The following is a 19,677-nucleotide window of genomic DNA, read 5'->3' as shown; positions in this document are numbered from 1 at the left end:
CGATCAGGATGCCGGGTGCCCTCGCCGAGCATCACCTGCGAACGTTGCCGTTCGAGCATGTCGCCTGCGCTGCCGTCTGCCCGGCGATTCCCGAGGGCAGTGCGATCGCCGACGACGTGGGTGCCGGAGTGGGCTCCGCAGTATCGGTGGCCTGCGGGGTCGGCGTGTCGCTCGGGGCGGGCGTCTCGACGGGCGCGGGCGTCGCGTTCTCATCGACCACCACTCCGTCGCCGTCGCTCAGGTTGCCCGAGAGCTCGAGGGGCTGGTTCGCGGCGAGCGCGGCCCACAGCGTGTCGGCGTCCTCGTAGTCGGGCACCACGCGGTTCGGATCCGACGGGTCGGTGTACGTCGGGTACTGGATGAAGACGATGTCGTCGAAGGGCACGTCTTTCACCGCGGAGGCGATCTGCACGAGGGTGAGCGGGTTGGTGAGCGAGGTCGACGGGTCGACGTTGCGCAGAGCGGTAGACGCGAGCTTGTACAGCGTCGCGGGGTTCGAAAGCACTTCCTGGCTCTTGAGCTTGTTGGCCAGACGCGACATGTATTGCTGCTGGTTCGAGATGCGGCCCAGGTCGCCGCCGTCGCCGACGCCATGGCGGGTGCGCAGGAACTGCAGGGCGTCGAGCCCCTTCACCTGGCGCATACCGGCGGGCCAGTCGATGCCCGTGTACGGGTCTTTGATGCCGTTCGCAATGCACACGTCGACACCGCCGATGGCATCCGTGATGTTGATGACACCGCCGAAGCTGACCTTGGCGGCGAAGGGGATCTCGAGACCGCTCAGGTCGGAGATGGTGGATGCCACACACGACAGACCGCCATACAGGTAGGCGCTGTTGATCTGCTGCTTGCTCATCGCCGAGTTGACGTTGCCGTCCGCGTCGGTGCACGACGGGATCGGCACCATCAGGTCGCGCGGGAACGAGATGACCGTCACTCGGCGCGGGTTGTCGGAGATGTGGACCAACATGTTGACGTCGTTCAGTGTGCCCTCGGCGTCATCGCCCGAGCAGCGGTCGCCGAACAATTGGGCGAAATCGGCCTCGCACTCGTCGGTGCCGATGAGCAGCAGATTCACCCCGCCTTTGAGTTCGCCGAGGTCGGGCGGTACGGCGGGCTGGCCCTTCAGCTCGACGGCATCCGCCGTGAAGCTGCGGGTGAGATCGACGGCGGCGTAAGCGAAGACTGTGCCGCCGGCGACGAGCACGACGGCCAGCACGATGGCGAGCCCGCGGAAGAGCTGGGCGAAGGGACCCGGCGACGACAGCCGCCCATGGCGGGCGACGGTCCGTTGACCGCGCGGTGTTGTCGTCTTGCTCACTCGGGTCCTTTCGCGACGGATGCCGCCGGCCCGGCAGCACGTCGACCCCGGCGGGCCGGAGGTCGCAGCAATACTAGGGACGGGCGGCTGTGAATGGCGTGAAGGTCGGCGCGTCCGTATCGACCGTTCGCCCAGCGGCGGCCGTGGCGTCACCCTCATGGCGTAGGGCGACGGGTCATCGTCGGAGGGAGGCTCGATGCCGGAAGCGTTCGAAGTACCCGTGATGTTCGCGGGCCTCATCACTCTTTTCGTCGTGACGTGTGTCGTGGGGATCGCCGCCGCCCGCGGCAACCGCGACTGAGCACAAGTCACAGGCGGTATGCGTCCCGTCGGTGCGTCACGGAGACGACCTCGATCACCAACCGCTGATCGATGATGCGATACAGCACCCGATACTCCCCCCGCCGAGCGGAATAGAGAGGCGCGAGCGGTTCACGAAGAGGCTTGCCCACGCGCCGGGGGTTCTCACGGAGCGCGCCCGTGATGAACGCGAACGCCGCGGCGGCGATCTTCTCGGGCAGATCGCGCTCGAGCGCACGTCGAGCGGTACGGGTGAAGACGATCTCGTAAGCGACTCCCGTCACGACAGACGGCCGCGGGCGATCATCGCGGCGCGGACATCGTCGACCGACGACACGTCGCCGGCGGCCAGATCGGTCAGCCCCCGGCGGAGGGAGGCGACCTCGTCGGGTCGACTGAGGATGTCGACCGTCTCGATCAGGGCGTCGTAGTCGTCAGCGCTCATGAGCACGGCGACACGGTCTCCGTTGCGAGTGACGTCGAACCGCTCGTGCGTCGTGAGCGCGGACTCAACGAGTTTGGACAGATTCGCGCGGGCGTCGGCAAGAGAAAGCGTCGTCATGTACAGAATTCTAGCGTTGCACTCGTGCGGGCGGCCAGGAATTCTCCCCACCGCCCCTCCACGCGCCGCTCCGCGGCACGCGGAGCCTCCGGCGGCGTGGGCCCAACTGCGTTCGCATCCCGCTCAGCCGGTCATAACGCGAAAAGCGGACCCTGCGGGGCCCGTTTTTCTCGTTGCGGAACCTGCGCGATGGCTTTCGAACCCCTCGTGGGAGACGCAGCGTCTACTCGACTGGATTAGCTCACGTGTTCGCTGACGTCGAGCCGTCTGAGCCCGATGCGCCCGAACGAGGAGACTTCTAGGGCGTGTCTCCCAAATGGGTGGGGTGAGTCGGTGATGCTAGAGACGTGTCGCGGTTCCAGTTGCTTTCGGATACTCAGTGGGATCTGATCAGCGGGTTCTTGCCCGGTCCGACCGGCCGTAAGGGCCGCCCCTTCTCGGACGCGCGAACGATGGTCGAGGCGATCGCGTATCGCTATCGGACAGGGATCGCGTGGCGGGATCTGCCGGAGGTGTTCGGCCCGTGGCAGACGGTGTGGAAGTGGCACCGTCGGATGGCCGGCGATGGAACCTGGGATCGTGTCCACGCGGCGCTGCTGGCTCGCGCCGACGCGACCGGCAAGCTCGATTGGTCCGTGTCGGTGGACTCCACGATCGCTCGCGCCCATCAGCACGCGACGAACATCACCCGGGTCACGGGGGGCTTCGTCGAACTACAACAATCCGCTGATCGAGCCGCCTGATCACGGGTTCGGCCGCTCCCGAGGCGGACTCTCCACCAAGCTCCACCACCTGGTCGACGGTCGCGGCCTGCCACTGGTGATCGCGGTCACGCCGGGCCAGTCCGGGGACTCGCCCATGCTGATCCCGTTGCTGCAGCAGCTGCGCGTCGCCCGCCCGATCGGTCGCCCCCGCACCCGACCCGACCGGCTCCGAGGCGACAAGGCGTACTCGTCCCGGGCAATCCGACAGCACCTGCGTGACCGCAGCATCCAGGCCGTCATCCCGCAGCCATCGGATCAGATCGGCCACCGCGTCCGACGCGGCTCACACGGCGGACGACCCATCACCTACGACCGCGACGACTACCGAAACCGCAACGTCATCGAACGCCGCTTCGCCACCCTCAAACAATGGCGAGGCCTCGCCACCCGCTACGACAAACTCGCCACCGTCTACCGCTCAGCAGCCGTCCTCAACGCCGTCATCGCCTGGACCCGCCATTTAGGAGACACGCCCTAGCTCCAAGACGACGCGGTCGCCAACCGCTAGCTCGCGCGGGCCTCGGTCTCCAGATTCTCAATTTGCTGGACAAGCCGCTGCGATTCGGCAAGGAAGGGACGATCTTGCAGTAGTCGCAGGTCATCGCGGGAGGCGAGAGCACGAAAGGTTCCCACGATGTCCCGCTGTGTGTATTCGCAGACGGCAACCCAGGCGTCTGCCAACCGGAGGAGGATAAGCGCCGAGGTGGCCAGCCGACCGCGGGCGACTACGATGCGGCCTCGATCGTCGGGATCCAACTCAACATGTTCACGATGCTGCTCCAACCCCGCGTGGGCGATTTCGCTCAACGCTCCATAGAGGGGACCGATACCCGGAATTAACTTCTTCAGTGCGGAGATGGAGTACGACGCACTGACCTTCTCAATTTCCTCAGGAGTACCGAGCCTCGACGCTTCGAGTGCCCAGGCAATCTGTTCGAGGATTTGTCGGGAGATCGTGTCACCTTCGATGTTCAACCCAAGCCGGTAGAGAATGTGCGCGGCGCGGAACCCCGAGTCCAGGCGCTGTAGTGCTACCGCAGCCACGAAGGCGCCGTAGTTGTCACCCTCTTCAAAATTACCCAAGTCGCTGAGCGTCTCTTTCATGTGCCTTCGTGCCGCGAAGTAAGCCTGTAGATAACGATCGGTCGCAGTCGGCTCGTCCTCCTCATCGTTGTGCGTGTAACGACGGCGCGCGTCGTCCAAGCTTGAGAGCCCGAGGGCACTCGCCGCCGATGCAGCCCGGAGGTTTCGCGGCAGGCTGGTTGCTCGCCACCTGGACGAATACAGGACCGCACCAGCGACGGGTGCCGCAAAAGCATCGAACGCCTCAAGAGTGGACAGCACGTCCTCGTGTAGGTTGCGGATGGGGGACGCGGCGAACGAGTCGGACATGATGCGAGGCTAGTGACAACGCTGAGACATCCGAAGAGTTCGAGGAGCAACTAGACAAGACCAGGTGGGAGTGCCCACCGGGAGCCCACTGCGCCGAGAGACGAGGCTGACTTGAATGTCTGGAGTCGTGCAGGCGCGATCGCCGGCCGCGGATTTCATTTCCAGGATGCTGTGGGGGCATGGTTTTGTGCTCGGCTACTGGGCGGATCCGATGGAGCCCACCGCGTAGTGCCCGAAGGCTACGAAAATCTTCAAGTCGACGGTGATGTGCCTCTTTTTGTTCAGGTGAAGAGCCGACAAGAGCGACGGGGATCGTTCACGTTGTCAGAGACCGGGGACCATCTGGTCGAGATGTGGGAGAAGCACCGGGCACGAGGGTTCGTGACTGGTCGGCTGGTCCTGGTGGTAGAACGACCGGTGGCGGGCGAAGTCTTCGATGATCTCAACCGCACTCTCAGCGACCTCGACGCCTCGCATCCGCTGAGATCCGTCATCGCAGAGAAGGTTGGCCCCGATCTCGCCGAACTCTTGACGACCTCGACCATCCTCACTCTCGACTGGCAGCTCGCCCACGATCAGGCGGTTACCGCCCTTGCAGACTCCTTAAACGCTGCCCGCGCTGCTTGCGAGTTCGTCGAGCGGTCGTTGCGAATCGATGTCGCAAATGCCGCCGACGCCAATGCAGCCGTTACCGTCCCTGAACTTGCTGTCGGCATCGACCGATCGGAGGTCAGACACCGGGCAGAGAATGCACTGCGGTTGCTAGATGCAGATGCGCTATCACGAGCGATCACAGACGGGACTTGCGTGCCGGTCAGATTTGTCGACCTTGGAGCCCACGACGACTATTACGAAGGTACGTCGGCGCGGCCCGAGCATATTGCCGCAGGGCTGCCCGCCCCAATGCCCGACGCTGTCGGCGATGCAGTCACGGCCCTGAGCGCGGGCAAGCCAGTCCTGTTCGTCGGACCGTCCGGAGTTGGCAAGTCAACGGCGGTATGGTCCGCTGTCTATACGCGACGTGATGTCGTTTGGTACGAGGTGAGGCGTACAGATACCGAAGCAATCCGGAGCATCGTCGACCTGGCAGTTTCCTTCGCCACCAACGACCGGAATCAAATCGGATTCGTCCTCGACGGGGTGGGAACAGGCCAGTTGCTCGGGTGAGACGAACTCGTAGACGCAACTTCGCACTTGACCGGGGTTATGACGCTCGGCTCAGTCAGAAATGAAGACTTGATCGGCGTCCGCGACACGGCGCGATGTGCGCTCGTTCGCGTGTCTCTTACTGAGCAGATAGCGGAGGCGCTGTATCTCAGTCTCCAGAACGACCGGCTCACCAGCCTCCCACACTGGCGGGAAGCGTATGACGCGGCGGATGGGCTGACTCTCGAATATACTTACATGCTCACACGAGGACGTCGTCTTGGAGCCGTCCTTCGCGACCAAGTGACGAACCACATCTGCCAAGGTCGAGAAACCGAACTGCGGGTGCTTGCCCTCGTTTCCACGGTCTCGCAATGGGGAGCCGCTCTGAGTATCCCCCAACTTGAATCCGCGCTGCAAACAGAAGGCGCACTGCGCCGTGCGTTGCTTCTCCTGGCGGAGGAACACCTCGTGCTAGTGTCCGGCGAAACCGTGCGTGGATTGCACCCACTTCGCTCGCGTCTACTGTCCAAATACTTGCATGAGGCGCCCCCACCTTCGGTGGCCCAAACAATTGAGAAGCTCGTCAGTCTGGTTGCGGCGGAATTCCTGCCGACTCTTCTTGTAGGCATTGCTCGCGATGCGCCTGCGGCTCTTCCGTCGGCAATACACAGGCTTCAGAACCGGTTGGCGCAGGCACCAGTTGGCGAGTTAATCACGGGTTTGCAAGCAGTCAAGCTCGCGGATCTGCAGGGCCGGTCCGAGCATTGGCTTGAAGTGCTCAACCGGAATGACGTGCCTCCACCATCTCGTGTTTTCACGCTGCAACTGGCGATCGTGGACGACGACTGGAGCGGCATGCCCTTTCCACAGAACGTCGCCCAGGCCGTCAGTGAGCTGCGTGAGGTCGCCAAGGAGCCGTTCCCGAGCCTCGCAACAGTCATCAGAAATATCGGAGTCAGTCGTATAATGGACGCCGTCTTTTCGCTTGACCGACTATCGGACCTCGAAAGCCTATTCAGCGCGATCCACGGAGCAGATCCGGAACTCCTCAAGGACATGGACGTCAATTTCGGCACGCATCTGGACAACGGACGCCGACCTGCTAGTTTCTCTCAGGAACCGCCGCTGGAGGAGCTAGCCGAGTTGACAATGGCGGCGCGGATGCTTACTCCAGGTGTCGCTGAAGGAGTCACAAGATTGGCCGGCGGCGCAGACCGGATCCTGGATCGACTGACCGAGCGGTTCGTGGGCGCCCATTCGCTATTCATCGTCGATTCCCAAGATGGAAAAATACTGCATGGTTCCATCATCCACGTTTCGGACGCGGTTCAAGGTGACGCTGATCGAAATGCGAAGGAACTTGCTCGTCTCGGCGTCGCATGCATACCGAGTGTAGATAGCGCAGACATATCAACGAAGCTCCCCGGCGGAAATGACTATCGCATCGGCGATATGCAACTGGGAATATCTAAGCTCCAACGCAGATCGCTCCACGCGAGGTCCTCCGTCGCTTCAAACAGGCAAACCGCTAACCTCGCGGCCGCACGGCTGCATCAGTTGACGCGGACTGAGCGCGTTTCCGTCGGGGAAGTGGGGCTAAGACTCGCGGATGCTGTTCTGGACCGCACGACATTGATCTGGCTACGTGGTGAAACTCGCTCCAGCGTGGTTGCCGCATTACAGAAAGACGCGGCGTCGCTCGCGGAGATGGCTAATCGATTGGTTCCGGTTGTCGATTCGCCGTTAGATGGGACGTCGGCACCCCCATCTGATGACTTGCATAGTGTCTTGAGCGGGATTGCGCTCGATCTTCCCAGAAGACTGGTCGATCCCACAGGTCACCGAGCGTTGGCGATGTATCTGAGTGAAAACTTGGTGGAGGCTGCGATCAAATGCAAACGAGAACCGTGGGACCTGATTGCTGAAGACCCGTCCGATGCAATTGACCGGATTGTCGGACGTCTCGAGGATCTTTCCGCCGTCCTGGAAACGATTGCTGTGAGCGAGACAAGCGGCAGTGATATACGCCGAGCGGCCCGTTCGGGTGAGTCCAATCTAGCTCTCGCTCGCGCTGCCACCCTTGCCCGACGAAATGCTTCTCGAAGCGCTCAGCGCCAGCGCGACCTGCAACTGTCTGCCTTGCGCAAACTAGGGCTTGAGGCGACCTCATACGAGCGCGCCACAGATCGTGTTTACGAAGGCTGGCCTCCGCAGCAGCGCGCCGTCGGAATCAAGGTTCCTGATCTGCTCGAATGGTTCAAGCACTCGCCGGAGGTGCTGCACAAGCTGACCCCAGACTCGGGTTCGTATGGGTACCGACCCTCCTTAATCGTTTTCCCCGGAGATTGGGGGATGCCGAGTGAACCGCCTCGCATGCACGATCATCCGTACCGCACATTCGAGCGAGACTGCTCTCGACGATTGGACAGGACTGGTGCCGCCGGCCTGGACGACCCCTCGATCCGATGCATACAAAGCAGGAATCCACGCGGCTACCGTACTTTCTGGGCTCGAAGTGATGCGGCGTTACCACATCGCCCACGACGTTGCGGAGCTGCGCGCCCGCTTCCAACTCGAACTCGACCAGGCGGTTCTCGAATTGCAGGCGTTCGACAACGTCGCGACGGACGTAGTTGCCAAGCACCTTGATACTATTCGCGCGCGTCTAGTTGAGGAGCTAGAAGATTCAACTCAGGTCGCCGAGGACGAGACGATCGCCGCACATCTGCTCGGATCGGTGCTAGGGGTGGAATCCGAACTCGGAACATCGGTAACCGCCCACGGCGTGCTAGCACTGCAATGCGACGTGGATATCGAGGTGGCAACTTCTTTCACAGAGTGATAGGCCGCCATCTATAGCAATTAGTGGTCGCGACACTGCGTCATTTGAACGGGGCAGCTGAGGCACGCAAGCAAATACGGAGACCCGGAGTCCAAGGCTGAGCCGCCTAGAGCGAGCCGCGAAAGTCGAGCAGGTAAAACTGGTCGTTGCCGCTTGAAATGACGGCATGGACCCGGTTCAGGTTGCGTAGCGTCACTCGGAGTAGGCCGGAAGCAGCACCGATTCCTCAACACCCGACACCTCGAACGGTGGCATTTCGCCGACCACGCGACGACGCTGAGCGGTGCTCGGAGTGCCCGCCGTGTCCTCGCCAAGCTCAGGAGCTACGGCATCATCACCGCGCTGCCACGAAGCCTGGGTGGCGTCAGCGGCGGATCGTCCCAGCACATCTGGCACCTGACCCCCGTAGGCGAGCGCCTGGCCTCGAGCGGCGAGCCAGACCGACGCGTGCGCGTCCCGTCGACGGCGTTCCTTCAGCACGAACTAGGGATCGCGGATATCCACCTCGACCTCATCAAAGCGGAGCGCGCCGGAACGCTGCGCCTCATCGACTTCACTACTGAACCGCGCTGCTGGCGTCCGTTCCCTGGGATCGGCGGGCATCTCATCACCTTGAAGCCAGACTTCTTCGCGGTCGTGGCAGCGCACGCGGACTACGAGTCGCTGATCTTCGGGGAGTTCGACCGCTCGACCGAATCGCTCAAAACATCGTCAAGAAGGCCGGCGTCTACTAGGCGTACTGGCGAACCGGTATCGAAGAGAGGCGCTCGGGCGGCTTCCCACGGGTGGTCTGGATCGCGTCGAGTGAGACGCGGCTCAGCCGCATCCAGAAGCAGTTGGGGCACACGGCCCGGGTGACGATGGCCCTGCATGCCTTCTCGACGCCCCAGAACCTCGTGAAGACCCTCACCGGAGAGAGCGAGGCGGACCATGTCTAGCGACGATCCGCGGCTTCTGGTCGGCGACGCTGCCGCCACGTTGAGGACGCTCCCACCCCGAGTCCGTCGACATGGTGCTGACCAGCCCGCCGTACGCCAACGCGCTGCGCGACTCTACGGCATGGCCGATCAGCTCGGTAACGAGGCGAACGTTCAGGGCTGGGTCGACAACATGCTCCGCGTCGTTGAGCCGCTGAAGGATGTTCTGAAGCCCTCGGGGACGCTCTGGCTCAACGTCGGCGACAGCTACTCTCGAACCCCCGGCAACGGTGCTCCCAAGAAGAGCCTCCTACTCGGGCCGGAACGGCTCGCGATTGCAATGGTCGAATCCGGCTGGGTACTACGGAACAAGGTCGTCTGGGCGAAGCCGAACGGTCTTCCGACCGCGGTCAGCGACCGTCTCCGCAATCAATGGGAAGTCGTCTACGTCTTCACCAAGTCGCCGCAGTATTTCTTCGACCTCGACGCCGTCCGTCGTCCACACCTCACGCGGCCGCCGAAGCGACGGGATGCACTCCCCGGACGCACCGGTCCAGACACGTGGCAGGGAAAGCACGGTGATCGCGGGGACGGCCTCAAGCGCAACCGGGCACTCGGCACAGTCGGACACGATCTCGGAGCCAACCCCGGTGACGTCTGGACGATTGCGGTCAGCGCCTGGAAGGGGGACCACCACGCCACCTTCCCGGTCACCCTCGCCGAGCAATGCGTTCGCGCGGGCTGCCCTGAAGGCATCTGCGCACGATGCGGCACGCCGTGGCGACGGGGCCTGGTAGTACTCCAACAACCTGGCGAGCGAAGTACGCAAGGGCATTACGACGAAGCTGAAGGAGGGTGGGACCCCTGCCCAAGCTCCGCTCGGGTACGTGAATAGGCAGCGCAAGGAAGGGCGCGCGGACATCCGCTGGGTCGAGATCGACGAGCAGCGCGCACCGCACATCCGCTGGGCCTTCGAGGAGTACGCCACCGGCAACTGGAGCCTTCAGAACCTGTGTGCGGCGCTGGAAGCACGGGGGCTCGTGAATCGAGGCGGATACAACCGGCCCGCGCGGCCCATCACCGTCTCAACGCTCCACCGTCTCCTGGCGCACCCGTATTACGTCGGCATCGTCGTTTATGAGGTGGCGTTCTACGAGGGCTCGCACCCGTCGCTGATTCCGAGGGAGTTGTGGCTTCGGGTGCAGGACGTACTCGCCGCGCACAACTCCGCCGGTGAAAAGGATCGCCGCCACCCGCACTACCTCAAAGGCACGATCTACTGCGGCGAGTGCGGCAACCGTCTGGTCTTCACCCGCAACAAGGGAAAGCTGGGCGCGTACTACGACTACTTCTTCTGCCTCGGACGGCGCGCCAAGGCCGCGCACTGCACGAGGAAGTACGTCAGCGTGGAGGCAGTGGAGAAGGGCGTCGAGGACTTCTACCTTCGCCTACACTTCACGCCGAAGCGCATCGAAGAGGTCCGCCACGTCGTGCGCGAGGAGCTAGCGAACGGCCAGGCCGACGCGCGCTTCACGCTCGGTGAGGCGCGACGCCGCCACGCGGCGCTGAAGAACGAACAAGCCGCACTCATGAAGGCGCACTACGCGGGTGCCGTGCCCCTGGACATCCTGAAGAGCGAGACGGACCGGATCACCCGCGAGGCCGATGCCGCCGAGCATCAGATCGCTTCGTCCGAACAAGCGTTGGAGCAGCTGGACGACCAGCTTGAACGCGCACTGGAAGTCGCTCGCCTCTGCCACGAGCAGTACGTCAACGCCATCCCTGCCGAGCGGCGGCTACTCAATCAGGGGCTGTTCACGAAGCTATTCATCGGCCAGGACGGCTCGGTCGAGGACGCCGAAGTCCAGGAACTGTTCGCGGGCCTGCTTTCCAAAGATTCGACCCTGGCTGTCGAAGCGCGGGAGATGGCAGTAGTCCCGGTTCCGACTCAACAGGACGCCGCACAGAGCGCCACAGGAACGGACGGAGCGCTTGTGCCGGTCCGAGAGTGGGGGAACCGTCCAGAGCGTCGTTGGAGCCCTTCTGCGGTGCTCCTCCGCATGCAGACTGCGGACAGCGGCGAATATGCGCAAACCCCGCCCGAACTTTCATTTGGGCGGGGTTCGAATAACGCACATTTGGCGGAGGGTGTGGGATTCGAACCCACGGGACATTGCTGCCCACTGGTTTTCAAGACCAGGTCCATCGGCCGCTCGGACAACCCTCCCGGACGCCCCGAGTCTACCGAGGCGGAAGCCGGGGGTCGCACGCGCATTGGCCCGACGGCGGCTCCGGGCGCGAAGACCCGGAGCCGCCGCCATGCACGCGCATCAGCCGAGCGGGCCGTAAGCCGCCGGTGTCGTGCGCGCGTGCGTCGCCTGCTCGAACGCGTAGGCGAGCCCGATGAGCGGACCCTCGGCGAAATCGCGCCCGAGGAACTCGAGGTTCACTCCCCCGGTCGACGCCTCTCCCGCCACGCCCTGCCCCATCGGCACGGTGACCGCGGGCAGCCCGGTGTTCGGGCTCAGACGCATGTTGGTGCCGATGGTCGAGTACGGGTTGCCGCTCGGGTAGATCACGGCATCCAGCTCCTGGTCATCCATCAGCGCGGTCATGATCTGCTTGCCCCGGGCCAGCTGCAGGGTGTGCGTGCCCTGCGGTCCCGCCCACGCCTGGTAGGCCTCCTCCGTGACCGCCGCGCGTGAACCGTACGGGCTCTCCGCGCGACCGGGCACGATGTTCGGCGACGTCGAGATCTCGAGCAGACTGCGCGTCGCCACCGCCGGGTTGAGGTGAGAGGCGATGTAGTCACTCAGGTCGTGGTTGAACTCGGGGCCACTGCCGCTGCCCTCACCGACGATCTTGTCAAATCCCTCGGGCGCGGCCACCTCCACGACGGTCGCGCCGCGCGCTTCGAGCGACGCCCGCGCCTGCGTGAAGAGCCGTTGCGTGATCGGGTTCGTGCCGAGCATCGACGCGATGTAGCCGATCCTCGTACCGGCGAGGGATTCCGCGTCGAGGTACGAGGTGTACGTCTCGGGAACCTTGCCCTCCTGCCGTGCCGTGATCGGATCCGCCGGGTCCTGACCGACGACGGCGTCGAGCGCGACCGCCGCATCGAGCACCGAACGGGCCATGGGGCCACCGGTGTCCTGCGACAGCGCGAGCGGCACGATCCCGTTGCGGCTGGCGAGACCGACCGTCGGGCGCACGCCGACGAGCTGGTTGTACGTCGACGGGATGCGGATCGAGCCGCCGGTGTCGGTGCCGAAACCGAGGCCCGCGAGGTTCGCGGCGATCGCCGCACCCGTGCCACCGCTGGAACCCCCCGACGTCTTGGTCGTGTCGTACGGGCTCGAGACGGTCAGCGCCGTCCCCGCGGGCTGATAGGCCGACCACTGCGACGACAGGTTGATGGCGAACTCGTCCATCGAAGCCTTGGCCACGATCACGGCGCCGTCGGCGCGCAGGCCGGCGACCATGGTGGCATCCGTCGTCGTCTGGTTGTCGTTCCAGCAACCGCACCCGGCGGTGGTCGGCATGTCGACGGTGTTGTAGTTGTCTTTCAGCGCGACCGGGATGCCGAGGAGCATGCTGGTCATGCCCTTCTCGGCGCGGATGGCGTCTGCCTCGGCCGCCGCCGTCAACGCCACGTCGCTGGTGGTGATGATCGAGTTCAGCGGGCGGCCGCCCTCCTGCCGCACGACCGTGTCGTACGCGGCGATGCGGTCGAGGTACTGCTGCGTGAGCGACACCGAGGTGATCACGCCCGCGTTCATGGCCGCCTGCATCGACACGGTGTCGGCCTCGACGAGCTGGAAGGGACCGTCGTCGTAGATCACCCGCTGCGACAACAGTGCGAGATCGGATGCCGTGACGGCACCGTCGCCGTCGAGGTCGGAGGCCGCGGCATCCGTCCATCCGGCGTCGTCGGACGTGAGGCCGATCTCGGCGGCGAGCACCCCGAGATCGGCCGCGGTGACCTGCTCGTCGCCGGTGCGGTCGAGCTCGGTGTAGTACGGCGCGAGGAAGGGGGCCGCGGCGGGTGCCGGCGCCGGGGCCGCCGTGGCGGCCGCGGGTGCGACCACCGAACCGGCCGCGACGACGCCGAGAGCGGCCGCGACGGCGAGAGCACGTCGGGACAGGGGGGTCATGACGGATCCTTCACGAGACGAAACGGATGAGACTCGGGCGTTCATTCGCGCACCCCCTGGCGGCGACGGGCGACGAACAGGGTCCCGGCGGCCACGAGAGCGATACCGACGGCCCCGGAGGTCATCCAGACGGCGGCGTCGACACCGGTCGTCGCGAGGCCCGATGCACCGGGCGTGGGGGATGCCGAGGCGGTGGGCGTCGGCGACGCGGATGCCGTCGGGGTGGAGGTCGACGTAGGCGTCGCGGATGCCGTGGGGGTGGGTGTCGGCGTGGGCGACGCGGATGCCGTGGGGACGGGTGTCGGTGTCGTCGGGGCGCCGATGGGAAGCGAAGCGGAGGCTCCGGAGCCGAGCGTCGTCGCCTCGCCCGTCGACGAGACCAGGCGCACCGCCGACAGCTCGATGCGGGCCGCGCCGGGGGCGAGTGTGCGCAGGGGCACGCTGGCGAGCACGAGGGGGTCGGCACTCGACAGGCCGGGAGATGTCCCGAGGCGGGTGTGACTCACGGTCACATCGCCCGACGTGGCGACGGCGGACGTAAATCCGCCGTCCGGCCCGGTCGCGTTGTCGCCGGTGGGCTCGAGCAGGGAATCGTCGACCGACAAGACGAGGTCGTAGGCGTACAGGTCGGTCACGCCGGATCCGCGGACGGTCACGACGACCGTGTCACCCTCGGTGGGGGTCGTGGGAGCGACCTCGAGCGTGAGAGTCGCGGTCGGTGCGGCCGCGTGCGCCGCGGGGGCGAGGGCGAGCGGGCCGAAGAGGGCGAGGCCCGCGACGAGGGAGGCGCCGAAGCGGCGCATCCTCGATCGGGAGGTGGGGGTGACGGTGGACATGCGCAGTGGGGGCTCCTCGGGTGAGACGAGAACGATCGTCAGCCGCGGGGGGCCTCTCGGCATCCGATCGAAGGGGACGGTCCGACCCTGGCAGTGCGACATGTCCGACAAGTTGCGCGACGTTTCGCCGACGTGTCCCAGACCGCGGCGCGCGGGGCCGTCCAGCCCCGGGCTGCGACACCGACGACCGGATAGCGTCGACGGAATGGCAACCACCACGCGCAGCTCCCTGGCATCCTTCTTCCTCCGCCTGGGCAGACAGGTGTGGGTGCGGGCCGCGGTCTTCACGCTCATCGCCGTCGTCGTCGCGCTGGCGGCGAACTATCTCGGCCCGGTGCTGCCGTTCGAATTCGGGATCGATCTGGCGCAGAACTCCGTCGGCTCGTTGCTGCAGATCATCGCCACGGCGATGCTCACCGTCAGCACCTTCTCGGTCACTGCCATGGTCACGGCCTTCTCCTCCGCCACCACGACCGCCACACCCCGCTCGACACCCCTGCTCATCGCCGACCCGACGTCGCAGAACGCGGTCTCCACCTTCATCGGCGCGTTCACCTTCTCGCTGGTCGGTATCGTCGCCCTTTCGACCGGATACTACGAACCGCGCGGGCGCACCATCCTCTTTGTGGCCACCCTGGTCGTAATCGCCATCGTCGTGTTCACGCTGCTGCGCTGGATCTCTCACCTGTCGACGTTCGGACGCATGGCCGACGTCATCGACCGTGTCGAGAAGGCCGCGACGCTGTCGTTCGAGGTGTATGCCGAGTCGCCGACGCTCGGAGCACGGCCGGCGAGCGTCGTGCCCGCGGGGGCCACCGCGGTCCACGCCGTCGAGGTGGGCTACGTCACGCACGTCGACGTCGCCGGACTCGACCGCCTCGCGCACCGATACGGCATCGAGGTGCACGTCCGCGCAACGCCCGGTCGCATCGCCGACGCCCGCGTTCCGCTCGCCGCGGTCGCAGGAGACGTCGATGACGACGTGCGAGCCGGCATCCGTCGCGCCTTCCGCATCGAGAATCACCGCACCTACGAACAGGACCCGCGCTTCGGGGTGATCGCCCTCACAGAGATCGGCAGCCGCGCACTGTCGGCCGCGACGAACGATCCGGGCACCGCCATCGAGGTCATCGCCGCGCTGCAGCGGGTGTTCGCCCGCGGCCTCGCCGTCAGCGCGACAGCCGACATCGAGCACGAGCGCGTCTTCGTCGCGGCGCCCGCACTCGTCGACCTCGTCGACGACGCCTTCCGCCCGCTGGCCCGCGATGGCGCAGCCGACGTCGAGGTGCAGGTGCGGCTGCAGAAGTGCCTCGCCTCGCTCGCGGCATCCGCCCCCGCCCAGGCGGCGGTGTTCCGGGATGCCGCGCGCGCGGCGTACGAGCGAAGCCGACGCGCGCTCGACCGGGCTGATGGACGGATGCTGCGGGCGGCGGTGCGGGAGGCCTGGGGGCGATAGGGAGGCCGCGAGGTCGACGACCGCACAACGCCGGAGAATCGACTCCGGTACCGCGCTGTCACGTGCCGCGGACACAACGGCAGAACGAGGCGGGAACACGCCGCGTACTCGCTGTCGGCCTCGGCGTGTCGTCGACTACACCCGCCGTCGTGCACGGCGGCGGGGTGGGACGTCGGCCGGGAACCGTCGCAGGGCTGTGATGTCGACGGCGAGCAGTCGCGGGACGCGGCTCAGAGGGCGCGGAGCGCGGCGGCGACACCGCCCTCGGTCACCGACAGCCCCACCTCGCCCGCCGCTTCGTGCACCTCGGGAGGCCCCTGGTGCATCGCGATCGCGCGACCACCGTTGCGCACGGACCACTGCATCATCTCGATGTCGTTGCGGCCGTCGCCCATCACCAGAACCCGCTCGGGCGCGATGTCGAGCCACGCGCGCACGCGCTCGAGCGCGGTCGATTTGTCGACGCCCTGCGGTGCGATGTCGAGCCACGCCGTCCAGCCGATGGCGTACGACACCTGGCTGAGACCGATGCGTTCCACCAGCTGCAGGAAGTCCTGGTCGGTCTGCTCGGGGGCGACGACGACGACGCGGCACACCGGCTGATCCGACAGGCGCTCGAACGACACCTTGTTGGCGCCGACGAGGTTCCAGTCGTCGAGGTAATCCGTGAACAGCCGGGTGCCGTCGGGCAGTTCGACGAGGAAGTGCGCCCCGGCCAGGTGCTCCCCGAGCAGGGTCAGAACCTCGGTGGGGTCGAAGGTCTCGACGTGCGCGCGCTCGTAGGCATCGGAGGTCTCGCCGCCCACGCGGCGCATGATCACCGCGCCGTTGGAGCACACCGCGTACTCCGGACGGATGCCGAGACGACTCATGATCGTGTGGGTGCTGTCCCAGCTGCGGCCGGTGGCGAGCATCACCTCGTGGCCCGCCTCGCCGGCATGCGCCACCGCTTCGACGACGCCGGGGCTGAGCGTGTCGTCTTCGAGGAGGACGGTCCCGTCGATGTCGAGGGCGATCAGCATGCGGCCGACGGGGGCGTCGTCGGCCAGCGCGGCGACCGTGTCGGCCGCCTCCTGCTTCGGCGCGCTCTCGAGGGCACCGGTGTCGGGAAGAGCGGCCTCGTCGGTCATGCGATCGGCTCCATGACCTCGAGCCCGCCCAGGTACGGTCGCAGCACCTCGGGCACCGTGACCGATCCGTCGGCGCGCTGGTGCGTCTCGAGCAGTGCCACGATCCAGCGCGTCGTGGCGAGGGTGCCGTTCAGCGTCGCGACGGGCTGCGTCTTGCCGCCGTCGGCGGGGCGGAAGCGGGTGTCGAGGCGGCGCGCCTGGTAGGTCGTGCAGTTCGACGTGCTCGTGAGCTCGCGGTAGGCGTCTTGCGTGGGGACCCAGGCCTCGATGTCGAACTTGCGCGCGGCGCTGGAGCCCAGGTCGCCCGCGGCCACGTCGATCACGCGGTAGGCCAGCCCCAGGTCTTGCAGCATCCCCTCTTGCATCGCGACGAGGCGATCGTGTTCGGCCTCGGCATCGGCGGGATCGGTGTAGACGAACATCTCGAGCTTGTTGAACTGGTGCACGCGGATGATGCCGCGGGTGTCTTTGCCGTACGAGCCCGCCTCGCTGCGGTAGCACGTGGACCACCCGGCGTAGCGCTTGGCGCCCCGCTCGAAATCGAGGATCTCGTCCATGTGATAGCCGGCGAGGGGGACCTCGCTCGTGCCCACCAGGTAGAGATCTTCTTTGGGCAGGTGGTAGATCTCGTCGGCGTGCTGCCCGAGGAAGCCCGTGCCGCGCATGACCTCGGGGCGCACGAGCGTCGGGGGGATCATCGGCGTGAACCCGGCCTGCAGCGCGCGGTCGAGGGCCAGGGTCATCAGCGCGAGTTCGAGGCGCGCACCGATGCCGGTGAGGAAGTAGAAGCGGCTGCCCGACACCTTGGTGCCGCGCTCCATGTCGATGGCGCCGAGCTTCTCGCCGATCTCGAGGTGGTCGCGCGGTTCGAAGTCGTAGGTGGGGATCTCGCCATGTGTGCGGAGGGTGACGAAGTTCTCTTCGCCGCCGGCCGGCACGCCCGCGATCACGATGTTCTCGATCTTCGCCAGTGCGGCCTCGGCGGCCGCCTCCGCCTCGTTCGCGGCGTGTTGGGCGGCCTTGACCTGCTCGCTGAGGTGCTTGGCCTCGGCCACCAGTGCGGCCTTGGCGTCTTTCGGCGCCTGCGCGACGCGCTTGCCATGCGCGTTCTGCGCCGCGCGCAGTTCTTCGAACGCGGTGATGGCGGCGCGGCGGTCGCGGTCGGCGGCGAGGGCGTCGTCCACCGAGTCCGGCGACTCCCCGCGAGCGATCTGGGAGCGCTTCACGAGCTCGGGATCTTCACGCAGCAGAGTCAGGTCGATCACGCGTCCATCCTAGGGTCGGCACCCGACATCGTCCTGTCGGCTGCCGGCGACGCCTCGGGCGAGGGACACGGAACGACGGACCGGGTCCGTCCGGCGCATGGGCCCACGGCATCCCCCACGTCAACCCCGTCCTTACGGCCGGTTGCGGCGCGGATCGCGGTCCTATGGTGGATGCCATGGCCGCCCCTGACGAACCGCGTGACGACGCGGAATCCCCCGATAAGACCCCCGCCGACGCCCCCGCAGAGGTGAAGGCGGATGCCGCGGCGGCCGACGGTTCGAGCGACGACTTCCACGCTGCGCGCCTGGGCGACGACGTCGGCGATCGTCCCCGCAAGGACGCCCCCGACCCCAAAGAAGCGGCCGAGCCCGACGACGTCATCCACCAGCCCGAAGACGTCTCCCCCGACACCTCGGAAGACCTCCCCGGCAAGGCGCAACGCGTCGACGCCGAGGGAGATGAGACCCCGATGGATGCGGACGACACGCAGAAGAAGCGCGCCGCCCTCGTCTACAACCCCACGAAGGTCGAGCCCGAGACGCTGCGAGCCCGCGTGGCCGAGCTCGCCGCCGGGGCCGGCTGGGCCGAGCCCCTCTTCTACGAGACGACCGTCGACGACCTCGGCGACGACGCCACGCGCGCCGCGCTCGACGAGAAAGTGGATGCCGTGCTCGTGGCCGGCGGCGACGGGACCGTCCGCGCCGTGGCCGAGGCGCTGACCTCCACCGGTGTGCCGCTGACCATCGTGCCCAGTGGCACGGGCAATCTTCTCGCCCGCAACCTGAACCTGCCGTTGACCGACACCGACGCGATGATCCGCGCGACCTTCGAGGGCGACGTCCACCCCATCGACACCGGCATCGCCCGCATCCGTCGCGCCGATGGCGAGATCGAGGAGCACGGGTTCTCGGTCATGGCCGGTATCGGCCTGGACGCCGCGATGATCCAGAACACGCGCGACGACCTGAAGAAGCAGGTCGGCTGGGTCGCCTACGTCGACGGCGCCGCCCGGTCCCTCGTCGGCGCGAAGCCGTTCCGGGTGATGTACCAACTCGACGGTCACCGCCTGCACTCGGCCAAGGTGCAGAGCGTCCTCTTCGCGAACTGCGGTTCTCTGCAGGGCGGTGTGGCGTTGATCCCCGACGCCTCGATCGCCGACGGGCGCCTCGACGTGGCCGTGCTGCAGCCGACGGGCGTGCTGGGCTGGCTGGGCGTCTGGCGGAGCATCGTGTGGGACAACTCGGTGCTGCGGAAGTTCCGCGCGGGCCGCCGCGTGCTCGAGCGTCGGAAAGACACCTCGGTGCGGTATCTGCGCGGAACGGGCATCGAGCTGGCCACCGCTCCCGCCCAGCCCATCGAGCTCGACGGCGACGAATTCGGGGAGGCGACGCGTGTCTACACGCGCATCGTCTCCGGCGGCCTGGCCGTCGCGCTGCCGAAGGGCCACGACGTCTCGTCTCTGTGACCTCACGGGCCCGACGCTCGGGGGAGCGCCAGGTCACGTGATCTCGCAGGCCCGACGCGCGGCGGAGCGCCGGGTCACGTGATCTCGCCGAGTGCACGCGCCATGACGCGTGGCCTCGACGAC

General features: G+C 66.4%; 16 protein-coding genes, 1 tRNA gene and 2 pseudogenes. 9 read left to right on the top strand and 10 right to left on the bottom strand.

The annotated features are described in order from the left end of the window. Nucleotides 1–31: 31 nt before the first annotated feature. The 3 genes from QE410_RS02195 to QE410_RS02185 form a co-directional block, all read right to left on the bottom strand. Nucleotides 32–1,321 carry an LCP family protein gene (locus QE410_RS02195; RefSeq protein ID WP_307327288.1) on the bottom strand — a complete coding sequence of 430 codons (1,290 nt, stop codon included), beginning with the start codon at nt 1,319–1,321 and terminating at the stop codon, nt 32–34. 308 nt (nt 1,322–1,629) lie between these two features. After that, entirely contained in the window at nt 1,630–1,905 is a 276-nt protein-coding gene (locus tag QE410_RS02190) for a type II toxin-antitoxin system RelE/ParE family toxin (RefSeq protein ID WP_307327286.1), read from the bottom strand. Continuing rightward, the gene (locus QE410_RS02185; RefSeq protein ID WP_307327284.1) at nt 1,902–2,183 is read right to left on the bottom strand and encodes a type II toxin-antitoxin system Phd/YefM family antitoxin; all 282 of its coding nucleotides are present in this window, start codon (nt 2,181–2,183) and stop codon (nt 1,902–1,904) included. Before QE410_RS02185 ends, QE410_RS02190 begins: the two co-directional genes overlap by 4 nt. A gap of 347 nt (nt 2,184–2,530) precedes the next feature. Here QE410_RS02185 and QE410_RS02180 point away from each other — a divergent pair. Continuing rightward, nucleotides 2,531–3,425, top strand: a protein-coding gene (locus QE410_RS02180) for an IS5 family transposase (RefSeq protein ID WP_307327282.1) whose coding sequence is annotated in 2 segments (ribosomal slippage) — nt 2,531–2,881 and nt 2,883–3,425 — 894 coding nt in all. Because the reading frame shifts where the segments join, the coding sequence is not laid out codon by codon here. Nucleotides 3,426–3,451: 26 nt separating this feature from the next. Here QE410_RS02180 and QE410_RS02175 read toward each other — a convergent pair. Then, complete coding sequence (locus QE410_RS02175; protein ID WP_307327279.1) at nt 3,452–4,339, bottom strand: hypothetical protein; 888 nt, start codon at nt 4,337–4,339, stop codon at nt 3,452–3,454. A gap of 228 nt (nt 4,340–4,567) precedes the next feature. Here QE410_RS02175 and QE410_RS02170 point away from each other — a divergent pair, with 228 nt between their 5' ends. The 6 genes and pseudogenes from QE410_RS02170 to QE410_RS17065 form a co-directional block, all read left to right on the top strand. Continuing rightward, complete coding sequence (locus QE410_RS02170; RefSeq protein WP_307327277.1) at nt 4,568–5,506, top strand: hypothetical protein; 939 nt, start codon at nt 4,568–4,570, stop codon at nt 5,504–5,506. 39 nt (nt 5,507–5,545) lie between these two features. Further along, a complete protein-coding gene (locus tag QE410_RS02165; RefSeq protein ID WP_307327274.1) occupies nt 5,546–8,137 on the top strand; it encodes a hypothetical protein in 2,592 nt (863 codons plus the stop codon). A gap of 466 nt (nt 8,138–8,603) precedes the next feature. Then, nucleotides 8,604–9,188: pseudogene (locus QE410_RS17070) on the top strand (replication-relaxation family protein); the annotation flags it as partial. Further along, nucleotides 9,116–9,268 carry a hypothetical protein gene (locus tag QE410_RS02155; protein WP_307327271.1) on the top strand — a complete coding sequence of 51 codons (153 nt, stop codon included), beginning with the start codon at nt 9,116–9,118 and terminating at the stop codon, nt 9,266–9,268. The pseudogene QE410_RS17070 and the gene QE410_RS02155, both read left to right, overlap by 73 nt. 121 nt (nt 9,269–9,389) lie before the next feature. Next, nucleotides 9,390–10,142: a site-specific DNA-methyltransferase gene (locus QE410_RS02150; RefSeq protein WP_307327269.1), complete on the top strand. Its 753-nt coding sequence runs from the start codon at nt 9,390–9,392 to the stop codon at nt 10,140–10,142. Further along, a pseudogene (locus QE410_RS17065) lies at nt 10,135–10,674 on the top strand (recombinase family protein); the annotation flags it as partial. The gene QE410_RS02150 and the pseudogene QE410_RS17065, both read left to right, overlap by 8 nt. Before the next feature lie 75 nt (nt 10,675–10,749). Here the strand turns inward: QE410_RS17065 and QE410_RS02145 are convergent. The 4 genes from QE410_RS02145 to QE410_RS02130 all read right to left on the bottom strand — a co-directional run bounded on the left by QE410_RS02145 (nt 10,750) and on the right by QE410_RS02130 (nt 14,237). Next, nucleotides 10,750–11,007: a hypothetical protein gene (locus tag QE410_RS02145; RefSeq protein ID WP_307327267.1), complete on the bottom strand. Its 258-nt coding sequence runs from the start codon at nt 11,005–11,007 to the stop codon at nt 10,750–10,752. Nucleotides 11,008–11,386: 379 nt separating this feature from the next. Continuing rightward, a tRNA-Ser gene (locus QE410_RS02140) sits at nt 11,387–11,474 on the bottom strand. Nucleotides 11,475–11,577: 103 nt separating this feature from the next. Next, nucleotides 11,578–13,401 carry an amidase family protein gene (locus QE410_RS02135; protein ID WP_307327265.1) on the bottom strand — a complete coding sequence of 608 codons (1,824 nt, stop codon included), beginning with the start codon at nt 13,399–13,401 and terminating at the stop codon, nt 11,578–11,580. Between the two features lie 41 nt (nt 13,402–13,442). After that, complete coding sequence (locus QE410_RS02130) at nt 13,443–14,237, bottom strand: cohesin domain-containing protein (RefSeq protein ID WP_307327263.1); 795 nt, start codon at nt 14,235–14,237, stop codon at nt 13,443–13,445. 205 nt (nt 14,238–14,442) lie between these two features. Between QE410_RS02130 and QE410_RS02125 the strand changes: the two genes are divergently transcribed. Continuing rightward, nucleotides 14,443–15,693 (top strand): DUF2254 domain-containing protein, encoded by a 1,251-nt coding sequence (locus tag QE410_RS02125; RefSeq protein WP_307327260.1) that lies wholly within the window; start codon nt 14,443–14,445, stop codon nt 15,691–15,693. Between the two features lie 230 nt (nt 15,694–15,923). Here the strand turns inward: QE410_RS02125 and QE410_RS02120 are convergent, their stop codons facing one another. Both QE410_RS02120 and serS read right to left on the bottom strand, forming a co-directional pair. Next, nucleotides 15,924–16,823, bottom strand: coding sequence for an HAD family hydrolase (locus tag QE410_RS02120; protein ID WP_307327258.1), 900 nt, complete (start codon nt 16,821–16,823; stop codon nt 15,924–15,926). Continuing rightward, nucleotides 16,820–18,088, bottom strand: a complete 1,269-nt coding sequence (gene serS, locus QE410_RS02115; protein WP_307327256.1) for a serine--tRNA ligase — start codon at nt 18,086–18,088, stop codon at nt 16,820–16,822. The genes QE410_RS02120 and serS overlap by 4 nt, the downstream gene beginning before the upstream one ends. 176 nt (nt 18,089–18,264) lie before the next feature. Here serS and QE410_RS02110 point away from each other — a divergent pair, with 176 nt between their 5' ends. After that, nucleotides 18,265–19,554 carry a diacylglycerol kinase family protein gene (locus QE410_RS02110; protein ID WP_307327254.1) on the top strand — a complete coding sequence of 430 codons (1,290 nt, stop codon included), beginning with the start codon at nt 18,265–18,267 and terminating at the stop codon, nt 19,552–19,554. Nucleotides 19,555–19,677 lie beyond the last annotated feature (123 nt).

Origin of the sequence: Microbacterium sp. SORGH_AS_1204 (assembly GCF_030818935.1) — a bacterium.
Taxonomy (GTDB): Bacteria; Actinomycetota; Actinomycetes; order Actinomycetales; family Microbacteriaceae; genus Microbacterium.
Note: the sequence above shows the minus strand (reverse complement) of the source record. Positions and strands in the feature narration are given on the sequence as shown.

What these genes read in the sequence shown, in the direction of transcription:
- QE410_RS02185 (WP_307327284.1), bottom strand. Translation starts at nt 2,183, where the DNA reads ATGACGACGCTTTCTCTTGCCGACGCCCGCGCGAATCTGTCCAAACTC.
- QE410_RS02175 (WP_307327279.1), bottom strand. Translation starts at nt 4,339, where the DNA reads ATGTCCGACTCGTTCGCCGCGTCCCCCATCCGCAACCTACACGAGGAC.
- QE410_RS02165 (WP_307327274.1), top strand. Translation starts at nt 5,546, where the DNA reads ATGACGCTCGGCTCAGTCAGAAATGAAGACTTGATCGGCGTCCGCGAC.
- QE410_RS02150 (WP_307327269.1), top strand. Translation starts at nt 9,390, where the DNA reads ATGGCCGATCAGCTCGGTAACGAGGCGAACGTTCAGGGCTGGGTCGAC.
- QE410_RS02135 (WP_307327265.1), bottom strand. Translation starts at nt 13,401, where the DNA reads ATGACCCCCCTGTCCCGACGTGCTCTCGCCGTCGCGGCCGCTCTCGGC.
- QE410_RS02130 (WP_307327263.1), bottom strand. Translation starts at nt 14,237, where the DNA reads ATGTCCACCGTCACCCCCACCTCCCGATCGAGGATGCGCCGCTTCGGC.
- QE410_RS02125 (WP_307327260.1), top strand. Translation starts at nt 14,443, where the DNA reads ATGGCAACCACCACGCGCAGCTCCCTGGCATCCTTCTTCCTCCGCCTG.
- QE410_RS02120 (WP_307327258.1), bottom strand. Translation starts at nt 16,823, where the DNA reads ATGACCGACGAGGCCGCTCTTCCCGACACCGGTGCCCTCGAGAGCGCG.
- QE410_RS02110 (WP_307327254.1), top strand. Translation starts at nt 18,265, where the DNA reads ATGGCCGCCCCTGACGAACCGCGTGACGACGCGGAATCCCCCGATAAG.